Origin of the sequence: Sphingobium sp. YR768 (assembly GCF_900111125.1) — a bacterium.
Classification (GTDB): domain Bacteria; phylum Pseudomonadota; class Alphaproteobacteria; order Sphingomonadales; family Sphingomonadaceae; genus Sphingobium.
Genome location: NZ_FOGE01000003.1, coordinates 333,482 through 350,903, shown reverse-complemented (window position 1 = coordinate 350,903; position 17,422 = coordinate 333,482). Strand labels below are relative to the sequence as shown.

23 protein-coding genes are annotated in these 17,422 nt (G+C 64.6%); 16 read left to right on the top strand and 7 right to left on the bottom strand.

Annotation, left to right across the window (positions count from 1 at the left end):
* Window positions 1-170 precede the first annotated feature (170 nt).
* Window positions 171-539 carry a BlaI/MecI/CopY family transcriptional regulator gene (locus BMX92_RS06345; RefSeq protein ID WP_093013573.1) on the top strand — a complete coding sequence of 123 codons (369 nt, stop codon included), beginning with the start codon at window positions 171-173 and terminating at the stop codon, window positions 537-539.
* On the top strand, window positions 536-2,251 hold the full coding sequence (locus tag BMX92_RS06340) for a M56 family metallopeptidase (protein ID WP_093013570.1): 1,716 nt from the start codon (window positions 536-538) through the stop codon (window positions 2,249-2,251). Before BMX92_RS06345 ends, BMX92_RS06340 begins: the two co-directional genes overlap by 4 nt.
* A 101-nt stretch (window positions 2,252-2,352) precedes the next feature.
* Here the strand turns inward: BMX92_RS06340 and hemW are convergent, their stop codons facing one another.
* A complete protein-coding gene (hemW, locus tag BMX92_RS06335) occupies window positions 2,353-3,528 on the bottom strand; it encodes a radical SAM family heme chaperone HemW (RefSeq protein ID WP_093013567.1) in 1,176 nt (391 codons plus the stop codon).
* Here hemW and BMX92_RS06330 point away from each other — a divergent pair.
* Window positions 3,527-4,252 (top strand): CAP domain-containing protein, encoded by a 726-nt coding sequence (locus BMX92_RS06330; RefSeq protein ID WP_093013564.1) that lies wholly within the window; start codon window positions 3,527-3,529, stop codon window positions 4,250-4,252. The genes hemW and BMX92_RS06330 overlap by 2 nt on opposite strands.
* A 66-nt stretch (window positions 4,253-4,318) precedes the next feature.
* Window positions 4,319-5,089 carry a hypothetical protein gene (locus tag BMX92_RS06325; RefSeq protein WP_093013561.1) on the top strand — a complete coding sequence of 257 codons (771 nt, stop codon included), beginning with the start codon at window positions 4,319-4,321 and terminating at the stop codon, window positions 5,087-5,089.
* Here the strand turns inward: BMX92_RS06325 and rdgB are convergent.
* A complete protein-coding gene (gene rdgB, locus BMX92_RS06320) occupies window positions 5,086-5,715 on the bottom strand; it encodes an RdgB/HAM1 family non-canonical purine NTP pyrophosphatase (RefSeq protein ID WP_093013558.1) in 630 nt (209 codons plus the stop codon). The genes BMX92_RS06325 and rdgB overlap by 4 nt on opposite strands.
* A gap of 125 nt (window positions 5,716-5,840) precedes the next feature.
* Complete coding sequence (gene rph, locus BMX92_RS06315) at window positions 5,841-6,557, bottom strand: ribonuclease PH (RefSeq protein ID WP_093013555.1); 717 nt, start codon at window positions 6,555-6,557, stop codon at window positions 5,841-5,843.
* A 134-nt stretch (window positions 6,558-6,691) separates the two neighbouring features.
* Between rph and BMX92_RS06310 the strand changes: the two genes are divergently transcribed.
* From BMX92_RS06310 to BMX92_RS06285, 7 genes are all read left to right on the top strand, one after another.
* Window positions 6,692-7,201: a DUF6438 domain-containing protein gene (locus BMX92_RS06310; RefSeq protein ID WP_093013552.1), complete on the top strand. Its 510-nt coding sequence runs from the start codon at window positions 6,692-6,694 to the stop codon at window positions 7,199-7,201.
* Window positions 7,202-7,232: 31 nt separating this feature from the next.
* Window positions 7,233-8,276 (top strand): heat-inducible transcriptional repressor HrcA, encoded by a 1,044-nt coding sequence (gene hrcA, locus BMX92_RS06305; protein WP_093013549.1) that lies wholly within the window; start codon window positions 7,233-7,235, stop codon window positions 8,274-8,276.
* The gene (gene grpE / locus BMX92_RS06300) at window positions 8,273-8,827 is read left to right on the top strand and encodes a nucleotide exchange factor GrpE (protein WP_093013545.1); all 555 of its coding nucleotides are present in this window, start codon (window positions 8,273-8,275) and stop codon (window positions 8,825-8,827) included. Before hrcA ends, grpE begins: the two co-directional genes overlap by 4 nt.
* A 94-nt stretch (window positions 8,828-8,921) precedes the next feature.
* The gene (locus BMX92_RS06295) at window positions 8,922-10,163 is read left to right on the top strand and encodes a threonine synthase (RefSeq protein ID WP_093013542.1); all 1,242 of its coding nucleotides are present in this window, start codon (window positions 8,922-8,924) and stop codon (window positions 10,161-10,163) included.
* A 16-nt stretch (window positions 10,164-10,179) separates the two neighbouring features.
* Window positions 10,180-10,356 carry a hypothetical protein gene (locus BMX92_RS27285; protein WP_177184949.1) on the top strand — a complete coding sequence of 59 codons (177 nt, stop codon included), beginning with the start codon at window positions 10,180-10,182 and terminating at the stop codon, window positions 10,354-10,356.
* A gap of 89 nt (window positions 10,357-10,445) precedes the next feature.
* Entirely contained in the window at window positions 10,446-11,132 is a 687-nt protein-coding gene (locus BMX92_RS06290; protein ID WP_371262286.1) for a PadR family transcriptional regulator, read from the top strand.
* Between the two features lie 3 nt (window positions 11,133-11,135).
* Complete coding sequence (locus BMX92_RS06285) at window positions 11,136-11,414, top strand: DUF2218 domain-containing protein (RefSeq protein WP_093013539.1); 279 nt, start codon at window positions 11,136-11,138, stop codon at window positions 11,412-11,414.
* Window positions 11,415-11,456: 42 nt separating this feature from the next.
* On the opposite strand, the gene BMX92_RS06280 is transcribed toward BMX92_RS06285, so the two are convergent.
* Both BMX92_RS06280 and BMX92_RS06275 read right to left on the bottom strand, forming a co-directional pair.
* Window positions 11,457-12,587, bottom strand: coding sequence for a M14 family metallopeptidase (locus tag BMX92_RS06280; RefSeq protein WP_093013536.1), 1,131 nt, complete (start codon window positions 12,585-12,587; stop codon window positions 11,457-11,459).
* Window positions 12,584-13,201, bottom strand: a complete 618-nt coding sequence (locus BMX92_RS06275; RefSeq protein WP_093013533.1) for a hypothetical protein — start codon at window positions 13,199-13,201, stop codon at window positions 12,584-12,586. The genes BMX92_RS06280 and BMX92_RS06275 overlap by 4 nt, the downstream gene beginning before the upstream one ends.
* A 213-nt stretch (window positions 13,202-13,414) precedes the next feature.
* Between BMX92_RS06275 and ykgO the strand changes: the two genes are divergently transcribed.
* Window positions 13,415-13,540 carry a type B 50S ribosomal protein L36 gene (ykgO, locus tag BMX92_RS06270; protein WP_004210176.1) on the top strand — a complete coding sequence of 42 codons (126 nt, stop codon included), beginning with the start codon at window positions 13,415-13,417 and terminating at the stop codon, window positions 13,538-13,540.
* Between the two features lie 165 nt (window positions 13,541-13,705).
* Here ykgO and pyk read toward each other — a convergent pair whose 3' ends face one another.
* Entirely contained in the window at window positions 13,706-15,163 is a 1,458-nt protein-coding gene (pyk, locus tag BMX92_RS06265; protein WP_093013530.1) for a pyruvate kinase, read from the bottom strand.
* 105 nt (window positions 15,164-15,268) lie between these two features.
* On the opposite strand from pyk, the gene BMX92_RS06260 reads away from it, so the two are divergent.
* Both BMX92_RS06260 and BMX92_RS06255 read left to right on the top strand, forming a co-directional pair.
* Window positions 15,269-15,568, top strand: coding sequence for a DUF1244 domain-containing protein (locus tag BMX92_RS06260; protein WP_093013527.1), 300 nt, complete (start codon window positions 15,269-15,271; stop codon window positions 15,566-15,568).
* Window positions 15,569-15,609: 41 nt separating this feature from the next.
* The gene (locus BMX92_RS06255; protein WP_093013523.1) at window positions 15,610-15,852 is read left to right on the top strand and encodes a DUF2312 domain-containing protein; all 243 of its coding nucleotides are present in this window, start codon (window positions 15,610-15,612) and stop codon (window positions 15,850-15,852) included.
* 6 nt (window positions 15,853-15,858) lie between these two features.
* Here the strand turns inward: BMX92_RS06255 and BMX92_RS06250 are convergent, their stop codons facing one another.
* The gene (locus BMX92_RS06250; RefSeq protein ID WP_093013520.1) at window positions 15,859-16,488 is read right to left on the bottom strand and encodes a hypothetical protein; all 630 of its coding nucleotides are present in this window, start codon (window positions 16,486-16,488) and stop codon (window positions 15,859-15,861) included.
* A gap of 56 nt (window positions 16,489-16,544) precedes the next feature.
* Here BMX92_RS06250 and BMX92_RS06245 point away from each other — a divergent pair, with 56 nt between their 5' ends.
* Window positions 16,545-16,871, top strand: a complete 327-nt coding sequence (locus BMX92_RS06245) for a heavy metal-binding domain-containing protein (RefSeq protein ID WP_177184948.1) — start codon at window positions 16,545-16,547, stop codon at window positions 16,869-16,871.
* Complete coding sequence (locus BMX92_RS06240; RefSeq protein ID WP_093013517.1) at window positions 16,871-17,362, top strand: arsinothricin resistance N-acetyltransferase ArsN1 family B; 492 nt, start codon at window positions 16,871-16,873, stop codon at window positions 17,360-17,362. The genes BMX92_RS06245 and BMX92_RS06240 overlap by 1 nt, the downstream gene beginning before the upstream one ends.
* Window positions 17,363-17,422: the final 60 nt, after the last annotated feature.

Below are 17,422 nucleotides of genomic sequence, written 5' to 3'. Positions count from 1 at the left end.
TCTCTATATCGATTTGTAAAAAATTCCGACGTTTTGGGCCATGTCGGTGAAAAGGCAGCAGGAATAGCGCTCCGCGATGCTGGCGCCCCTCTGCGAATCGTTATTGACTACATCCGTAATCGATGCGACTACAGCTGTAGTTGTTAAACGATCGAGTCGGGTGTGGACAGGTGAGCGAGAAGATCAGCGAAGCGGAACTGGTGGTGATGGAATCCCTGTGGGAAGCCGCGCCACAGGCCGCCAATGACATCGCCGACCGGGTCGCCGCCGACCGCGACTGGAGCCTCCAGACGGTCAAGACTTTGCTGTCCCGCCTGATGGCCAAGGATGTGATCGCCGCCGATCAGGATGGCCGCCGCTTCCTCTACCGCCCGCTGGTGGCGCGGGAGGACTATGTGGCGGGCGAATCGGGGCGGCTGGTGAACCGCCTGTTCGGCGGCCGGGTGTCGCCGCTGGTCGCCCAGCTGGCGAGCCAGGATCAATTGACGGCGGAGGATATCGCCGAGCTTGAGGAAATCCTGAAAGGGCTGAAATCATGAGCGTCTGGATCGCTGAAACGCTGATCGCCACGACATTGCTGATGGCGCTGGTGATGATGCTGCGCCGCCCGGTGGCGCGCTGGCTCGGGGCGGGGGCGGCCTATATGCTCTGGGCGCTGCCGCTGGCCCGCATGCTGCTGCCGGCGCTGCCGTGCGATCTTGACCCTTCCCCGCTGCATCAGGCGGTGGATGAGGCGGGGTTGACCGATCTGCTCGCCACGCCCGCCGCCGCGCCGGTGGAGGCCGCCGCGCCCGCCATGCCCTGGCTTGAAATCGGGCTGGCGATCTGGTTCGTCGGCATGGTCGCCTTCCTGATCGTGCAGGCGGTGGGCTATGTCCGCTTTCGTCGCCATATGCTGCACGGCATGACGCCGATCGGGGAAGAAGGGCGCATCCGCATCATCACCAGCCCGCAGGCGTCGGGGCCGCTGGCCTTCGGCATCTTTCGTCCCTTCATCGTGCTGCCCGCCGATTTCGCCCTGCGCTATGATGCGCAGGAACAGGATATGGCGATCGCCCATGAACGGGCGCATCATGAACGCGGCGATCTGACCGCCAATATGATCGCCCTGCTATTGCTGGCCGTCCACTGGTGCAATCCGATCGCCTGGATCGCCTATCGTGCCTATCGCGCCGATCAGGAAACCGCCTGCGATGCGCGTGTCCTGTCGCTTTACGGCCGGGAACAGGCCCATGCCTATGGTCGCGCCATATTGAAGGCCGCCGGTGGCCGCCAGTTCGCCGCCGCCTGCCATCTTACCCGCATCAACGCTCTCAAGGGGAGACTGAAAATGCTGTCCAATCATGACATGTCGCTCCGCCGTATCAGCTGGGGCATGGCCGCCGTCGCGCTCGTCACCGCCACCGGTCTGGCGCTCACCGCATCGGGCAGCCGCGCCGCGCAGCAGATGGCGGCGATCACCGACAAGGTGGACGGCGCCGACTTCGCCCGCCTGACCGAACTGGTCGCCCAGCCCGCCGAGGCTTCCATTCCCGCTGTCGCCGCCGTGCCCGCCGTCCCGGCTGTGCCAGCGGTTCCGGCTGCGCCCGCCGCCCATGCTTTTGCCGACCCGGCGCCTGCGCCGATGGCGCCGGTCGCGCCCATTGTGCCGCCCGTCGACATGATCGCGCCGACCGCGCCCGTTCCCCCGGTGCCGCCTGTCAGCGTGCGCAGTGAAAAGGGGCGGATCACCGTCACCCATGCCAATGGTCGGGTCGAAACCCATCGCATCCCGACCGAAGCGGAGATCGCCCGCATGGCGCCGGTGGTCGATGTGCGCGAAGGCTGCGATGCCGGCAAGCAGAGCACGACCCGCAGCGAGACGGTGGATGCCAATGGCCGCCGTCATATCCGGGTCCGCATCTGCAAGGCAGGGATCGAACGGGCGGCTGAGCGGGCCGGGCAACAGGCGGAACGGGCTGCGCGTCAGGCGGAATGGCAGGCGGAGATGGCCGCCGAACGCGCGCAGGGTGAGGCGGATCGCGCCGCGCGGCGGGCGGAGCTTCAGGCGGATCGTGCTGAACGTCAGGCTGACATGGATGCGGCCCGCGCCGATCGCGCCGCCCGCAATGCCCATGTCGCGGCAATCAGCGGCCTGCGCTCGGCCCGCGCCCAGATCGCGGCGAACATGTCGATGCCCAGGGATGCCCGTGCCGAGGCGCTGCGCGAAATCGACCGCTCCATCGCCGAACTGCGCAGCGAGCAGCCTTGAGACACCGGGTCTTTAAATAAGACCCGTTCGTCCTGAGCTTGTCGAAGGACGCGCGCAACGTCCTTCGACAAGCTCAGGACGAACGGGAACGACTAACATTCCTAAATCGCCACCACTTCCGGCAGGATTGCATCCAGTAGCAGCATCCCCGCCGGGGCCACCTGCAATCGGGCGCCGGTCAGGCGGATGAGGCCGAGGTCGGTCAGTTGCATGATCGCCCGTTCGTCGACCAGCCGGTCGGCGCGGACACCGGACTGGGCGGCGATGCGGGACAGGTCCACGCCTTCGCCCAGCCGCAATCCCATCAGCAACGCTTCCCGCGCCCGGTCCTCCGGGATCAGCGCCTCTTCGCTCTGGATGCCATGGCCGTTGCGCGCGACCGCGCCCATCCAGTTTTCCGGCTTCTTGTGGCGCATCGTCGCCATGCCGCGCCGCCGACCATGCGCGCCCGGCCCGATGCCGGCATAGTCGCCATAGCGCCAATAGGTCAGGTTATGGCGGCTTTCCTGCCCCGGCCGGGCATGGTTGCTGATCTCATAGGCGGGAATAGCCGCCGCGCCGGTCATCGCCTGCGTCAGTTCATAGAGGGTGGCGCCATGGTCCGGATCGACCGGGGTCAGCTTGCCCTGCGCCACCAAGGTCGCAAAGCGCGTCCCCGGCTCGATCGTGAGCTGATAGAGCGAGAGATGCCCGGTGCCGAAAGAGAGGGCGCGGGCCAGTTCCGCTTCCCAGTCGGCCTCGCTCTGGTCGGGGCGGGCGTAGATCAGGTCGAAGCTGACCCGGTCGAACACCGATTGCGCGGTGGCGAGCGCCGCCAGCCCTTCTTCCACATCATGCGCGCGGCCCAGAAAGTGCAGGGCCTCATTTTCCAGCGCCTGAAGACCGAGCGATACGCGATTGACCCCGGCGGCGGCGATATCGGCAAAGCGGGCCGCCTCGACCGAATTGGGGTTGGCCTCCAGCGTGATTTCCATGTCGGGGGTGAAGCCCCAATGCCGCTCCGCTGCCGTCAGCAGCGCCTCGACCAGCTTGGGCGGCATCAAGGATGGCGTACCGCCGCCAAAGAAGATGGAGGAAAGCGGCCGGTCGCCGGTCAGTTCTGCCTCATGCGCCATGTCGGCCAGCAAAGCCGCCTGCCATGCGTCTACATCCACGCTGTCGCGGACATGACTGTTAAAATCGCAATAGGGACATTTGGATACGCAAAAAGGCCAATGAATGTATAAGGCCTGAGCGTCGCCGGGGGGCGGCGGAGATGCGGGGGAATAAGAGGACATGGCTGGGGGCGGCTCTAGAGGCTTTTTGCGCGGTTCGCTATGGGCTGCGCCGATATTGGTGGCCATGGCCGCATGCGGTACGGCCGGGGCGGCGGATACGCAGGCGTCCACCTCTCCGCCAGCCGCGCCCATGGCCGTTGCAGCCAACGCTGTCATGCCGGCGGCCTTTTACGGCATGGAGGAAGCGCCGCGTGGCCCCGACCTGCTGCGGGCGGTGGTGCTGGACATGCATAATGGCGCGCGCGAGGCTCTGGGCGTGGCGGCGCTGGACTGGGACGAGGCGCTGGCGGCCGATGCGGCGCGCTATGCCGATGACATGGCAAAGACCGGCCTGTTCCGCCATTCGCAGCGCGGCAACCGGGCGATCCCCAGCGGCGAAAATTTGTGGATGGGGCCGCATCGGCTCTATGGCTATCAGGTGATGGTGGGATCGTTTCTGGAAGAGGGGAAGCTGTTCCGGGCCGGTGGCAGGCTGCCCGATATCAGCACGACCGGGCGCTGGCAGGATGTCGGCCACTATACCCAGATGATCTGGCGCGGTACGAAGAAGGTCGGCTGCGCGCTGGGCGAAGGCGCGCAATATGACTATCTGGTCTGCCGCTATTTCCCGGCGGGTAATAGCTACGGCAAGGGGCCACTGGATGCGGAGGATGCGCCGCTTCCGGCGCCTGTGGCAGCCACGCCGAATGTCGCGGAAACGATCGTGGCGAGCGCGGCCAAATAAGCCGCACGGATATTTTCGCAGCCGCCGGGCATTGGGCCTCTATACTGTTCTGAAGAAGGAAAGAGGATGCGCCCGCTGCTGCTGTCATGGATATTGTCGGGCACGGCCCTGATCGGGCTGGCGGCCTGTGGCGCACCGACCGCGCCGAAAGTCGATGATGCGGCGAACAACAGTGCAGCACCGGCCGTAGTTGCGGGCGAGGGCAATGATGCGGCGCAAAGCCCCATGCGGACGCCAACAGCTGCTGCCGAAACGCAGGCAGCGAGGCCGCTGTCTTGCGCGGCGGAGATCGGATCGGCCGCTGCCGCCAAACGGGTGAAGCTGTGCCGTGATGTATCGCCGGCCACCCGTCCGCCATGCAACGCCGCCAATAGCTGCGCGATGATCGAGGATGAGATTGCGCGCAGTTGCGCCCTGTTCGATGGCGACGGGCCGCCCATGGCGGGCTGCACGCCCGCGCCCAAGAGCATGGAGGCTGCCGCCGCTATGGTGTTGCGATACTATTCCGCGATCAACGCCCGCGATTATGGCACGGCCTGGAGCCAATGGGGGGAGGATGGCCGCCCCGGTCAGACGCTGGCGCAGTTCGAGGCTGGCTTCACCCATACCCGGTCGACGCGGGTGACGATCGGCAAGCTGGAGCCGGGCGATGGCGGCGCGGGATCGATCTACCAGACGGTGCCGGTCACGGTCGATTCGCAACTGGAGGACGGCACGCGCCAGCGCTTCGTAGGCGACTATGTCGTGCGACGGGTCAATGATGTGGACGGCGCGTCGCCAGCGCAATTGCGCTGGCATATCGGCCAGGCGAAGCTGAAGGCCGTGCCGGCGGTTTAGAAAACCGCCTTCACCAGTTGGGCGAAGGCGTCGGCGCGGTGGCTCATGGCGTGCTTGGCGTCCGGGTCCATCTCGCCGAAGCTGATGTCGTGGCCCAGCGGCTGGAACATCGCGTCATAGCCAAAGCCATTCTGCCCGCGTGGCGGCCAGACCAGCGTGCCGTCCACGCGGCCCTCGAACGCTTCGACATGGCCGTCCGGCCAGGCGAGGGCGAGGGCGCAGACGAAATGGGCGCCATGGCCGGCATCGGGGCCTTTGGCTTCCACGCCGTTCCACACCTTCTGCATCGCCATGCCGAAATCCTTTTCCGGCCCGGCCCAGCGGGCGGAGAAGAGGCCCGGATCGCCATTCAGCGCCTCGACGCACAGGCCGCTGTCGTCGGCGAGGGCGGGCAAGCCGGAGAGGTCTGCGGCCTGCATCGCCTTCAATTCCGCATTGGCGATGAAGGTGGTGCCGGTTTCTTCCGGTTCGGGCAGGTCGAGCGACCCGGCGGAAATCGGTTCGATTCCATAGGGGCCGAGCAGAGCGGCGATTTCGCGTATCTTGCCCGGATTATGGCTGGCGATCACCAGCTTGCCCGGCTTCAGCTTGCGGATCGCCTGTTCCTGTCCGAAATCGTCGCTCATTTTTCTACCCTGCACCATCTTTGTGTTCCTGCGAAAGCAGGAACCCAAGGCACCCTATTGAGTGCCCAAAACCCTGGGCTCCTGCTTTCGCAGGAGCACGGCAGGGTTGCAACATCGGGCGTGAATTAACGCCCGGTCGCCACGTCCTGCGCGGCGAAGATCTTCGCGCAGCCGATGCGGGCGAGGCGGAGCAGGCGGAGCAGCTCTTCCTCGTCATAGGCGGCGCCCTCAGCCGTCGCCTGCACTTCGGCGAACTTGCCGTCGCCGGTCAGGATCAGGTTGGCGTCCGTCTCGGCATTGCTGTCTTCGGCATAGTCGAGGTCGAGGACCGGGGTGCCGTTGTAGATGCCGCAGCTGATCGCCGCGACTTTCTGGATGATCGGATCTTCGCTCAGCGCACCCGAGGCCAGCAGCTTGTCGACGGCGATGCGCAGCGCAACCCAGCTGCCTGAGATCGCGGCGGTGCGGGTGCCGCCATCGGCCTGGATCACGTCACAATCGACCACGATCTGGCGCTCGCCCAGCTTTTTCAGGTCAACGATCGTGCGCAGCGAGCGGCCGATCAGGCGCTGGATTTCCTGCGTGCGGCCCGACTGCTTGCCCTTGGCCGCTTCACGGCTGCCGCGGGTATGGGTGGCGCGGGGCAGCATGCCATATTCGGCCGTGACCCAGCCCGACCCCTTGCCACGCAGGAAGGGGGGCACCTTTTCCTCGATCGAGGCGGTGCACAGAACGCGGGTGTCACCGAAGCTAACAAGGCACGAGCCTTCCGCGTGGATGGTGAAGCCGGGTTCCATGGTGATGTCGCGCATCTGGTCGGGCGCGCGGCCGGAAGGACGCATAATATTTCTCCGAAAAACGGTCTGATGGCGGCCATGGCCACCAATGCGCCCAATAGCGCACTTAAAGCGGCGCTTAGCGTCCGACGGCGACACTTGCCAGTGTCCAGCGAGGGAATTGGACGATAAGAGGCGTTATGACGATAAAAATCTTGGGTCTGGCCGCGCTGTTCGCGCTGGCGGGGTGTATGGCAGAGCAGGAAGGGCTGGAACCGCCCAAGGCGCCAGGCGACGTGATCCGCTTCACCGCCGGGCGCTGCTTTGGCGCGTGCCCCACTTATACGGTGCAGGTGTCGCCCGACGGGGCGGGTTTGCTGACGCCGGAACGCTATACATCGGTGCCGGGGCCGACCCGCTTCACGGTGTCGAGGGTGCAATATCGCAAGCTGGTCGCGACCCTGGCCCCGCATCGCCCGGCGGCGGGTACGACCCAGACCATCGCCCATGGCAAGAATTGCGAGCGCTTCGCCACCGATATGCCCAGCTATAGCGTGGAATGGACCCGTCCGGGGCAGGCGACGACGCGGCTGGACTATCAATCCGGCTGCATGGACCCGCAATATGGCAAGCTGCGCGTGGCGATCGCTTCGGTGCCCAAGATCCTCGACGTCCAGCATATGCTCAATCCCAAGGCCGTCGCGCCTTGAGCGCGCACGCCGCCTTGCCTAGATAGAGACTATGTCGGTCACGCCCATCTCCGAACTGAATGATCGCGCGCGCGATGTGTTTCGCCTGGTGGTGGAAAGCTATCTGGGCACCGGCATGCCCGTGGGGTCGCGCACCATCAGCAAGATGGCCTCGCTCAGCCTGTCGCCCGCCTCGATCCGCAACGTCATGCAGGATCTGGAGGAACTGGGGCTTCTGGCCGCGCCGCATACGTCGGCCGGGCGGATGCCAACCGAGACGGGGCTGCGCCTGTTCGTCGACGGCATGATGCAGGCGGCCGAACCGTCGCCCGAGGAGCGTCGCGCGATAGAGGCCGGTATATCGGAAAGCGGGCCGATCGAGGAAGCGCTGTCCGCTGCCACCGCTACGCTGTCTGGCCTGTCGGCCTGCGCCGGGATCGTCATGGTGCCCAAGCGCGAGCCGATATTGCGTCAATTCGGCTTTGTGCCGCTCAATGCCCGACAGGCGCTGGCGGTGCTGGTGGGGCAGGACGGATCGGTCGAAAATCGCGTGCTGGATTTGCCCGAAGGGGTCAGCCCGATCGCGCTCAACGAAGCGGCCAATTTCATGTCGGCGCGCTTTGGCGGCCTGACCCTGCGGCAGGCGGGCGAGGCGCTGGCGCGCGAGATGGAGGCCGAGCGGCACGCGCTGGACAACAGTGCGCGCGATCTGGCGGCGCGGGGCCTGGCCATCTGGTCGCATGATGCGGACGACAGGCCCGTGCTGATCGTGCGTGGCCAGTCGCATCTGCTGGATGACAGTGCCGCCGCCGACCTGGAGCGCGCCCGGCAGTTGCTGGAGCAACTGGAGGGCAAGCAGGAAATATTGGACTTGTTGCGCGGCGCATTGGCGGGCAGCGCGACCAAAATCTTCATCGGCTCGGAAAACAAGCTCTTTTCCCTGTCGGGTTCTTCGGTCATAGCCGCCCCCTACCGGGGCGCGGACGGCCGGGTCGTCGGCGTGGTCGGCGTGATCGGCCCCACGCGCTTGAACTATGCGCGGGTGATCCCCATGGTGGATTTCACAGCACAGACGCTATCGAGATTGATGAGATGAGCGAACAAAAAGACACTATCGAAAACACCGAAGTCGTGGACGCGCTGCCGGAAGACGCCGCGCCCGCAGCAGACCCCGTTGCGGAGAAGATCGCGGCGCTGGAGGCGGAACTCGCCACCGCGAAGCAGGATATTCTCTACGCCCATGCCGATACGCAAAATGTGCGCCGTCGGCTGGAAAAGGAACTGGCGGACGCGCGGTCCTATGCATCGACCGCCTTCGCCCGCGATATCCTGTCGGTCGCCGACAATCTGAGCCGTGCGCTGGCCGCCATCCCCGCCGACCTGCGTGAGGATGACAAGTTCAAGAGCCTGGTCGTTGGCCTGGAAGCCACCGGCCGCGAACTGGACAGCGTGTTCGGCCGCAACGGCGTGACCAAGCTGGAATCGGTCGGCCAGCCGCTCGACCCCAACAAGCATCAGGCGGTGATGGAACTTCCCTCCGCCGATGCCGAGCCGGGCACCGTGCTGGTCGAAATGCAGGCCGGCTATATGATCAAGGACCGCCTGCTGCGCCCCGCCATGGTCAGCGTGGCGAAGAAGCCGGACTAATCTTCTCAACCCGTTCGGGCTGAGCCTGTCGAAGCCCTGTTCTTTCTTTTTAGAGGGACGGGAAAATGACAGGCTTGGAACGAACGGGATTTTCATGCGCCACGACCTGAACCTCACCACCGATCGCCCGACCTTTGTCACCCATCTCGAATGTTCGCTGACCGGCGAGCATTATGAGGCGGATCGGCTGCATGGGCTGTCGGCGGCGGGGAAGCCGTTGCTGGTGCGCTATGATCTGGAGGGCGTGCGGGCCACGCTGACCAAGGAAGCGCTGGCCGCGCGGCCGATGGACCTGTGGCGCTGGCGCGAATTGCTGCCGGTGCGGCAGACGTCCAACATCGTGAGTCTCGGCGAAAATGCCACGCCGCTCATTCCGCTGCCGCGCACGGCGAAGCGGCTGGGCGGCGCGCATCTGCTCGCCAAGGATGAGGGGCGGTTGCCGACCGCGTCCTTCAAGGCGCGGGGCCTCGTCATGGCCGTGTCGATGGCCAAGGAACTGGGCGTGACCCAGGTGGCGATGCCGACCAATGGCAATGCCGGCGCGGCGCTGGCTGCCTATGCCGCCGTTGCTGGCATGGAATCGGTGATCTTCTGCCCGGCCGATACGCCCGAAGTGAATGTGCGCGAGATCGCGGCGCAGGGCGCGCGGGTCTATCGCGTCAATGGCTATATCGACGATTGCGGCGCGATCGTGGGGCAGGGGGCGAAAGAGCGCGGCTGGTTCGACTTTTCGACGCTCAAGGAGCCGTACCGGATCGAGGGCAAGAAGACGATGGGGCTGGAACTGGCCGAACAGCTCGGCTGGGAACTGCCGGACGCGATCTTCTATCCTACCGGCGGCGGCACCGGCCTGATCGGTATGTGGAAGGCGTTCGACGAACTGGAGAAGATCGGCTTCATCGGCTCCAAACGGCCGAAGATGTTCGCGGTGCAGGCGGAGGGCTGCGCGCCGATGGTCCGCGCTTTCGAGCAGGGTGTGGAATTTGCCGAGCGCTGGGAGGATGCGCAGACCATCGCGATGGGCATTCGCGTGCCAAAGGCCGTGGGCGACTTCCTGATCCTGCGCGCGGTGCGGGAAAGTGGCGGCGCGGCGCTGGCGGTGTCGGACGCGGCGATCGCGGCGGCGGTGCGTGATGTAGCGCGCGATGACGGGCTGTTGCTCTGTCCGGAGGGTGGGGCGACGCTGGCGGCTTATCAGCGCGCTCTGGACGAAGGTCTGATCGGCCGCGACGATCGGGCGGTGCTGTTCAACTGCGCCAGCGGCCTCAAATATCCGCTTGAGGACCAGAGCCGGACGCTCGATCGGCACGCGCCGATCGATTTCGCGTCGCTCTAGGCGATCGGGGCGGGCCATGCGCACGACCCTGGGCATCTGCCGCAAGAAGGCGCGCTATGACACGGAAGATGAAGCCTGGGCGGTGATCGCCCGCGCGGCCATTGTGCTGCGCCCCTATCGCTGTGCCCTGTGTCGGAAATTCCACCTGACCAGTCGGACCAAGGGCATGCGGATCAGGCGCTCGAAAATCTGAAAGATACAAAAAGATATATCGTAAGTCTTGACGATCAGAATTTTTAAGATATATCGCAGTACATCATGAGGCATATGAAAGAAGAATTGATGCGAAATTTTCATCCCTCTCACGGCCGTCATGGCGGCTTTGGTCATCATGGCGGAATGCACGGAGGTCGGGGTAGCCCCCATTCCGGTCATGGCCGCTTCGCCTTTCCTGACGGCTTCGGCCGGGGTCGCGGTGGTCTCTTTGGTGGCGATCCGTTTGGCGAAGATGGTCCGCGCGGCGGTGGCCGGGGCGGGCGCGGTGGCGGCGGTGGTCGTCGTCGGCTGTTCGACAATGAAACGCTGCGGCTTATCCTGCTGAAGCTGATCGCCGATGAACCGCGCCACGGCTATGAACTGATCCGCGCGATCGAGGCGCTGACGGCGGAGGCCTATGCGCCCAGCCCCGGTGTGGTCTATCCCACACTGACCTTGCTGGCCGAGATGGACCTGATCGTCGAACAGCCCCCAAAAGACTCTGGCTCAGGCAGCCGCAAGCGCTTTGCCATCACCGAAGCCGGAACCGCCCAGATCGAGGAGCGCAAGGCGGCGCTGGAACTGGCGCTGGCCCGGCTTGCCTCGCTGGCGCAGCAGGCGCAGCGGGTCGATGGTGGTCCGGTCCGCCGCGCCATGCACAATTTGCGCTTTGCCATCCAGCAACGCCTTGAAAAGGAAGGGGCGGATAGCCAGACCATGTTCGACGTCGCCGCCCTGATCGACGAAGCCGTCAACAAGATCGAAAGGCTGTAACCCATGACCGTGACTGCAACCGTGCCGACCACCAGCGGCAGCCGTTACCTCCAGCAGCTGTGCAAACATTGGAGCCACAAGTTCGAGGTGAATTTCGATCCCGCGCAGGGGGAGATCGCCTTCCCGATGGGGCCGATCCGCATGACGGCCGAGCCGGAAGCGCTGGTCGTGGTGCTGGAGCCCAATGCGGACGCCGATGTCGAGCGGTTCAAGCAGGTGGTCGCCGATCATCTCGACCGCTTCGCCTTCCGCGAAGCGCCGCTGCCCTTCGACTGGAAGTAAGTCCATTCGTCATCCCAGCTTTCGCTGGGATGACGGAGGCAATCAGATATCGTCGATCATCTCCGCCAGCACGGCCAGGCAATCCTTGGCCAACTGGATGGAGCGCGCGGGCGACCAGCCGAAATCGGCGTCGGGCAGGTCGTCATTATCCTTGAACGGCATTTCCAGCGTCATCGCCACCGCGCCAAAACGTTCGGCGACCTGGTTGGTCGACATGGACAGATTGGCCTTGCCCGCGGCCGCCACCGGATAGCCCAGCCGCGTCTGGAAATCGGGCGTGCGCACGGCCAGCGTGTCGCGATAGCGGTGATAGAGTTCGCTCTGCTTCGCCGTAATCGACGGAACGCCGTCAAAGCCCGCAATGAACACCGCCGCGATCGCTTCGTCGCCATGCACGTCCATGGCGAAGTCGACGCCGGTCGCGTCCATCGCATTGCGCACCAGCAGCACTTCGGGGCTCTTGTCCGCGGTCGGCTCATGCCATTCGCGATTCAGGTTCACGCCGACCGCATTGGTGCGCAGATGGCCGCGACGGCTGCCGTCCGGGTTCATGTTGGGCACCAGATGGATCGTCGCCTTCTGCCGCAGCAGGCGGGCGACGGCATCCTCTTCGTCGGTCAGCCGCTCCAGCGCGCCTTCCATCCACCATTCGGCCATCGATTCGCCGGGATGCTGGCGGGCATAGAGCCACACCTGCTTGGGGCCGTCGCCGATCGTCAGCAGGTCCATCGGCTGGCCGTCCAGCGTCAGGCCCAGTTCGCGATGCTCCACGCCCGGCTGGCTGGCCGCCCAGGCGATCAGGTCGTGATGGCGCTCCATCGAATAGGGCGCGAAATAGGCGATCCACACCGCATTGCTGTCCGGCGTCAGCCGGATGGTCAGCGTGCCGTCGGCATAGTCGGTGTCGGCCAGCAGCCAGCTTTCGCGATCCTCGCTAAAGCGCGCGCTATAGCCAGGCCAGCCGCCGGGATAGGCGGAGTTGCCCCCGTTGACGATCTTCAACTCCACCTCGCGCCCGGCCGCATTGGCCAGACGGAAGTGGAACCATTGATAAAAGTCGCTCTGATGATCGGTCACGATCTCCAGCTCGGCGCTGACGCCGGCCGGAGTATCGGTGATGGAGAGGGTGCGAATGTTGCCGCTGTCAAAGCCGCTGGAAATGCTGATGCTCATTTGACCGTTATAGTGCGGCCCGATTCCCCCGGATAGCCCCCGATCAGTGCGGCAGCGAGTTTCTGTGCCGCCGCAACCGGTTGCGCGGCGGGCGTGCCCTGACGCGCTTCGGTCGAGGCGCGGCCTTCCCACACGGCCGACGAATCGGACCGGCGGCGCAGTTGCACATGCATCTGCGTGGTCACGATGTCCTTGGGCTTGCCCGACAGGTTGATGCCCACGCCCAGACCAAGGCCGCCAAAGGTGCCGTCCCGGCGCCCGCCGCCGCTGCCGATGCCGCCGCTCATGCCGACGCTGACCGGCTTGTCGCTGCTGCGGTCGACGCCCGAGGGGCGGAAACTGCGGTTGAAGCTGATCAGCGCGACATAGTCGCTCTGCGCGCCATCGCTGGCGGGCGTGAAGCCCACGCGCTGGAATTCCTGGATCACGACTCCGGCATAGGTGCGGAATTCCAGGCTGATGTCCGGATTGCCCGGCATTTCCTCGACCGCGATGCTGCCCGACCGGGCGGGATTGTCGATATGGAATCGCGTCACTTCCACCGGCGGTACGCCGCCGGCGCAGGCGGCGAGGGGAAGGGCGAGGGCGGCGGCGAGAAGGGGGCGCATCGACATGGGGTCACTCCAACGGACATTTGCCGGATAGATAGGGTGCTGAATACACGGCGCGGCGGGTGTAAAACCCTCACGCCTCTCTAGCTACCCTCTTGCTGCATGAAAGATGAATGGAAGCAAAAGGCCGGTCATCACCCTTGACTCCGAGGCTTCCGGCCCATAGGGGCTGCGCTTCGAAATTCGACCACACCAGATTTATCAAGGGCCGACGCCATGAAGATCCGCAACTCGCTCAAGTCGCTCAAGGGCCGCCACCGGGATAACCGCGTGATCCGCCGTCGCGGCCGCACCTACGTCATCAACAAGACCAACCGTCGCTTCAAGGCTCGCCAGGGCTGATAGCGAGGGCTGCCCCTGCGGGGGCAGGTCTTGATACTGCGCAAAGCGCCCGGTCGATGATCGGGCGCTTTTCTGCGTTGGTACGGAAATAGGCTGGCGAATCGTCGAATCGGCCTATCCGTCGGGAGCGGAAGGGGGAGAGGTACTGCCTCTCCCCCTTTGCGCTTATCCCTCGTCGCGGCCCTTCAGTTCGTCGCCGCGAATCGTGGTGACGTGCAGCACGTTGGTCGATCCCGGCGTGCCGAAGGGGACGCCGGCCAGCACGACGATCTTGCCGCCTTTTTCGACCATGTCATGGCGCAGCGCCATGCGTCGCGCCTTGCCGATCATTTCCTCGAACGTGCCGATATCCTTGGTGCGGATCGCATGGACACCCCAGGTCAGGCCCAGCTTGCGGGCCGTGTCGGCGCGCGGCGTCAGCGCCAGAATCGGCGCGGCGGGCCGTTCGCGCGCCACGCGGCGCACCGTGCTGCCCGACGAGGTGAAGCAGGTGATGGCGCTGGCCCCCACGACATCGACGATATTGCCGGCGCTTTCGGCCAGTGCGTCCGCCGTGGTCGGGTCGGGGCGCGTCTCGGTATAATGGAGACGGCCATAATAGCCCGGATCGCGCTCCACGCTGTGGGCGATGCTGTCCATCATCGCCACCGCCTCCACCGGCCAGTCGCCCGCTGCCGTCTCGGCCGACAGCATGATCGCATCGGCGCCGTCATAGACGGCCGTCGCCACGTCCGACACTTCGGCGCGAGTCGGGGAGGGGGACTTGATCATCGATTCGAGCATCTGGGTGGCGACCACCACCGGGCGGCCCATGCGGCGGGCCGTGGCGACAATCTGCTTCTGGAGCGGCGGCACCGCCTGGGGCGGCAGTTCCACGCCCAGATCGCCGCGCGCGACCATCACGCCATCGGCCAGTTCGATAATCTCCTCCAGCCGTTGCACGGCCGACGGCTTCTCGATCTTGGCCATCAGCGCGCCATAGCCGCCCATCAGCTTGCGGGCTTCGGCCAGATCCTCGGGCCGCTGCACGAAGCTGAGCGCGATCCAGTCGCATCCCTGTTGCATGGCGAAGCTCAAATCGCGCCGATCCTTGTCGGTCAGCGCCGGCACCGGCACCACCACGTCGGGCACATTTACGCCCTTGCGGTTGGACAGGGTGCCGCCGACCTCGACGATCGTCTCGATGCGGTCGCCCTCAATGGCCTTCACCCGCAACACCAGCTTGCCGTCGTCCAGCAACAGCCGGGTTTCGGGCACCAGCGCGGCATAGATTTCCGGGTGGGGCAGGTTGACGCGGCGGGCATTGCCCGGCGTCTCGTCCCGGTCCAGCACGAATTTCGCGCCGGTTTCCAGAATCGCCAGCCCCTTCTCGAAGGTGCCGACGCGCAGCTTGGGGCCCTGAAGGTCGCCCAAAATGGTGGTCGGGCGGCTGAATTCCTTTTCCAGCGTACGGATGGTGGCGATGCGCGCGGCATGATCCTCATGCGCGCCATGGCTCATATTGATGCGAAAGGCGTCGGCCCCGGCGACGAACAGGGCGCGGATCATCTCCGGCGAATCGCTGGCAGGGCCAAGCGTCGCCAGGATGCGAACCTTGCGTGAGCGGGGCGGTAACTGAGTCATGTCTTCTCCTGGCCGTCATGATCGCTCCTGAATCTTGTCAGGGCGTCGTTATGGGTTATCCGTGCTGCACGACAGGATGATGTAGATCAGCGAAAAGGATCGCCGATGACTGATAGCATACTCACAGATGCGGTTGCTGCAACCGCCTTCCGCCGTCTGGTGGCGCATTTGCAGCACCGGACCGACGTCCAGAATATCGATCTGATGGGCAGCGCGGGCTTTTGCCGCAATTGCCTGGCCGACTGGATCGCCGAGGCCGACGGCAATCTGACCAGGGATCAGGCCCGCGAGATCATCCACGGCGTGCCTTTTGCCGACTGGAAAGCGCAGCATCAGGGCGAAGCCACGCCTCAGCAGATCGCAAAGATGCAGGAGAGTGTGGCGAAGAACGCCGACACCCATTAGAGGCGTCCGCCAACCGATTCACACTGACATGGAGTTATGACATGAGCGAGGGCAACGTCGCCGCCGACCAGCTACGCCTTCTGATCGAGCGCATCGAGCGTCTGGAAGAAGAAAAGAAGGGCATCGGCGACGATATCAAGGACGTCTATCTGGAAGCCAAGGCAACCGGTTACGACGCGAAGATCATTCGCCAGATCATCCGCCTGCGTAAGATGCAGCCGCATGACCGGCAGGAAATGGAAGCGGTGCTCCAGACCTATCTGGCCGCTCTGGGAATGGAATAAACAAATTCATTCACCTTGGCCCTGATGCACTCGGCGATATAGTTCGAGCGCCTCAGGGTCGCCGCTTTGAAGCTCCTGACCGAGTTGCTTCAGATCGGCAACCAATTCGGAATAGGCTTTTACCGTCTTTTCCATTACATTTGCGGATATATCCAGAAACCAGAAAAAGCCTGCCTTGGCCGCCTCGATCTCGGCGTCTGACAAGATCAGGTCGTTATCATTCTTTGGATGTGTGATGCGGTTGCGCGCTGCTATGCCGATCCGCAACTTTTGCCATCCAGCATCACCGAAATCGACATCCGCACCAGGGCAGAAGGATTGCGCCACGTTCGTGGTCAGCCGAATCATGGCTGTCAGCGGGATATATCGTGCTTGCTCGACAATTTCGCCGGAACCGGAAACCGAGAAGGACGCTTCGGCGAAGGCCATTTCAATCTGCGGCGTAGCGACATCGAATTGTTGGGCAACAGACAGGACATGGACTCGATAGATCCAGGATGCGCCTTCGGCGGCTGATATGATGGTTCGCAAGAGGTTGCGGCGATCGGACTGCGTGTCGGTCGATGCCGTTCGGTCCAGTGCTCGCTGCACATCATCGATCAATATTCGAAGAAACTGGCTGCGTGCTTGGTCCATGACATGCCCCCTGCTACTTCTTAGCAAGGATGCGGTTCGTTCCAAGGGAGAAGAAGATGTCCGAGATCATCGTCAGCACCACCAGCCGTCTGGAGGGAAGGCCTGCGAAGGAATATCTCGGTATCGTCACCGGCGAGGTGATCGTGGGCGCCAACCTGTTCCGCGATCTGTTCGCCAGCGTCCGCGATATCGTGGGCGGGCGATCGGGCGCCTATGAAGATGTGCTCCAGCGCGCCCGCGAACAGGCGATTGCCGAAATGCGCACGCGCGCCGCGACCATGGGCGCCAATGCCGTGGTGGGCGTCGACCTCGATTATGAAGTCATCGGGTCCAACGGATCGATGCTGATGGTGTCGGCGTCCGGCACCGCGATCCTCTATTGATGATCCGCATCCGTCCGGCGCGGGTCGATGATGCCGTCGCCTGCGCGGCGATCTATGCCCCTTATGTGACGGATAGCTGGGTCAGTTTCGAAACCGACCCGCCCGGCGCCGTCGAAATGGCGCGCCGGATTGCCGAGCATGGCGCATCGCATGGCTGGCTGGTCGCCCAAGGCGCTGGCGGACGCATCGCGGGCTATGCCTATGGCAGTGCCCATCGCAGCCGGGCCGCCTATGCGAGCTCCGCCGATGTCGCCATCTATGTCGATCCGGCCTTCGCCCGGCAGGGGGTGGGGCGGGCGCTTTATGCTGCCCTGTTCCCGATCCTGAAGGCGCGCGGCGTCCACGCTGTCTTCGCCGGTATTGCCCAGCCCAATGATGCCAGCGTCGCCCTGCATGAAGCCATGGGTTTCACGCCCGTCGGCATTTATCGGGAAGTGGGATGGAAGATGGACGGCTGGCGCGATGTCGGCTGGTGGCAGCGACTGCTCTGAAGGTTGCCCTTGGGGCGGCCGCTGGTGTAAGGGCGCCCATCACTTTCAACCGGCAGATAA

Excerpts from the sequence above, each read along its gene's own strand:
- BMX92_RS06245 (WP_177184948.1), top strand. The coding sequence starts at position 16,545 with ATGTCCGAGATCATCGTCAGCACCACCAGCCGTCTGGAGGGAAGGCCT.
- ykgO (WP_004210176.1), top strand. The coding sequence starts at position 13,415 with ATGAAGATCCGCAACTCGCTCAAGTCGCTCAAGGGCCGCCACCGGGAT.
- BMX92_RS06290 (WP_371262286.1), top strand. The coding sequence starts at position 10,446 with ATGCGAAATTTTCATCCCTCTCACGGCCGTCATGGCGGCTTTGGTCAT.
- BMX92_RS06285 (WP_093013539.1), top strand. The coding sequence starts at position 11,136 with ATGACCGTGACTGCAACCGTGCCGACCACCAGCGGCAGCCGTTACCTC.
- BMX92_RS06280 (WP_093013536.1), bottom strand. The coding sequence starts at position 12,587 with ATGAGCATCAGCATTTCCAGCGGCTTTGACAGCGGCAACATTCGCACC.
- BMX92_RS06275 (WP_093013533.1), bottom strand. The coding sequence starts at position 13,201 with ATGTCGATGCGCCCCCTTCTCGCCGCCGCCCTCGCCCTTCCCCTCGCC.
- BMX92_RS06295 (WP_093013542.1), top strand. The coding sequence starts at position 8,922 with ATGCGCCACGACCTGAACCTCACCACCGATCGCCCGACCTTTGTCACC.
- BMX92_RS06310 (WP_093013552.1), top strand. The coding sequence starts at position 6,692 with ATGACGATAAAAATCTTGGGTCTGGCCGCGCTGTTCGCGCTGGCGGGG.
- rdgB (WP_093013558.1), bottom strand. The coding sequence starts at position 5,715 with ATGAGCGACGATTTCGGACAGGAACAGGCGATCCGCAAGCTGAAGCCG.
- rph (WP_093013555.1), bottom strand. The coding sequence starts at position 6,557 with ATGCGTCCTTCCGGCCGCGCGCCCGACCAGATGCGCGACATCACCATG.
- BMX92_RS06240 (WP_093013517.1), top strand. The coding sequence starts at position 16,871 with ATGATCCGCATCCGTCCGGCGCGGGTCGATGATGCCGTCGCCTGCGCG.
- pyk (WP_093013530.1), bottom strand. The coding sequence starts at position 15,163 with ATGACTCAGTTACCGCCCCGCTCACGCAAGGTTCGCATCCTGGCGACG.
- BMX92_RS06255 (WP_093013523.1), top strand. The coding sequence starts at position 15,610 with ATGAGCGAGGGCAACGTCGCCGCCGACCAGCTACGCCTTCTGATCGAG.
- BMX92_RS06260 (WP_093013527.1), top strand. The coding sequence starts at position 15,269 with ATGACTGATAGCATACTCACAGATGCGGTTGCTGCAACCGCCTTCCGC.
- BMX92_RS06250 (WP_093013520.1), bottom strand. The coding sequence starts at position 16,488 with ATGGACCAAGCACGCAGCCAGTTTCTTCGAATATTGATCGATGATGTG.
- hemW (WP_093013567.1), bottom strand. The coding sequence starts at position 3,528 with ATGTCCTCTTATTCCCCCGCATCTCCGCCGCCCCCCGGCGACGCTCAG.
- grpE (WP_093013545.1), top strand. The coding sequence starts at position 8,273 with ATGAGCGAACAAAAAGACACTATCGAAAACACCGAAGTCGTGGACGCG.
- BMX92_RS06340 (WP_093013570.1), top strand. The coding sequence starts at position 536 with ATGAGCGTCTGGATCGCTGAAACGCTGATCGCCACGACATTGCTGATG.
- hrcA (WP_093013549.1), top strand. The coding sequence starts at position 7,233 with ATGTCGGTCACGCCCATCTCCGAACTGAATGATCGCGCGCGCGATGTG.
- BMX92_RS06330 (WP_093013564.1), top strand. The coding sequence starts at position 3,527 with ATGGCTGGGGGCGGCTCTAGAGGCTTTTTGCGCGGTTCGCTATGGGCT.
- BMX92_RS06325 (WP_093013561.1), top strand. The coding sequence starts at position 4,319 with ATGCGCCCGCTGCTGCTGTCATGGATATTGTCGGGCACGGCCCTGATC.
- BMX92_RS27285 (WP_177184949.1), top strand. The coding sequence starts at position 10,180 with ATGCGCACGACCCTGGGCATCTGCCGCAAGAAGGCGCGCTATGACACG.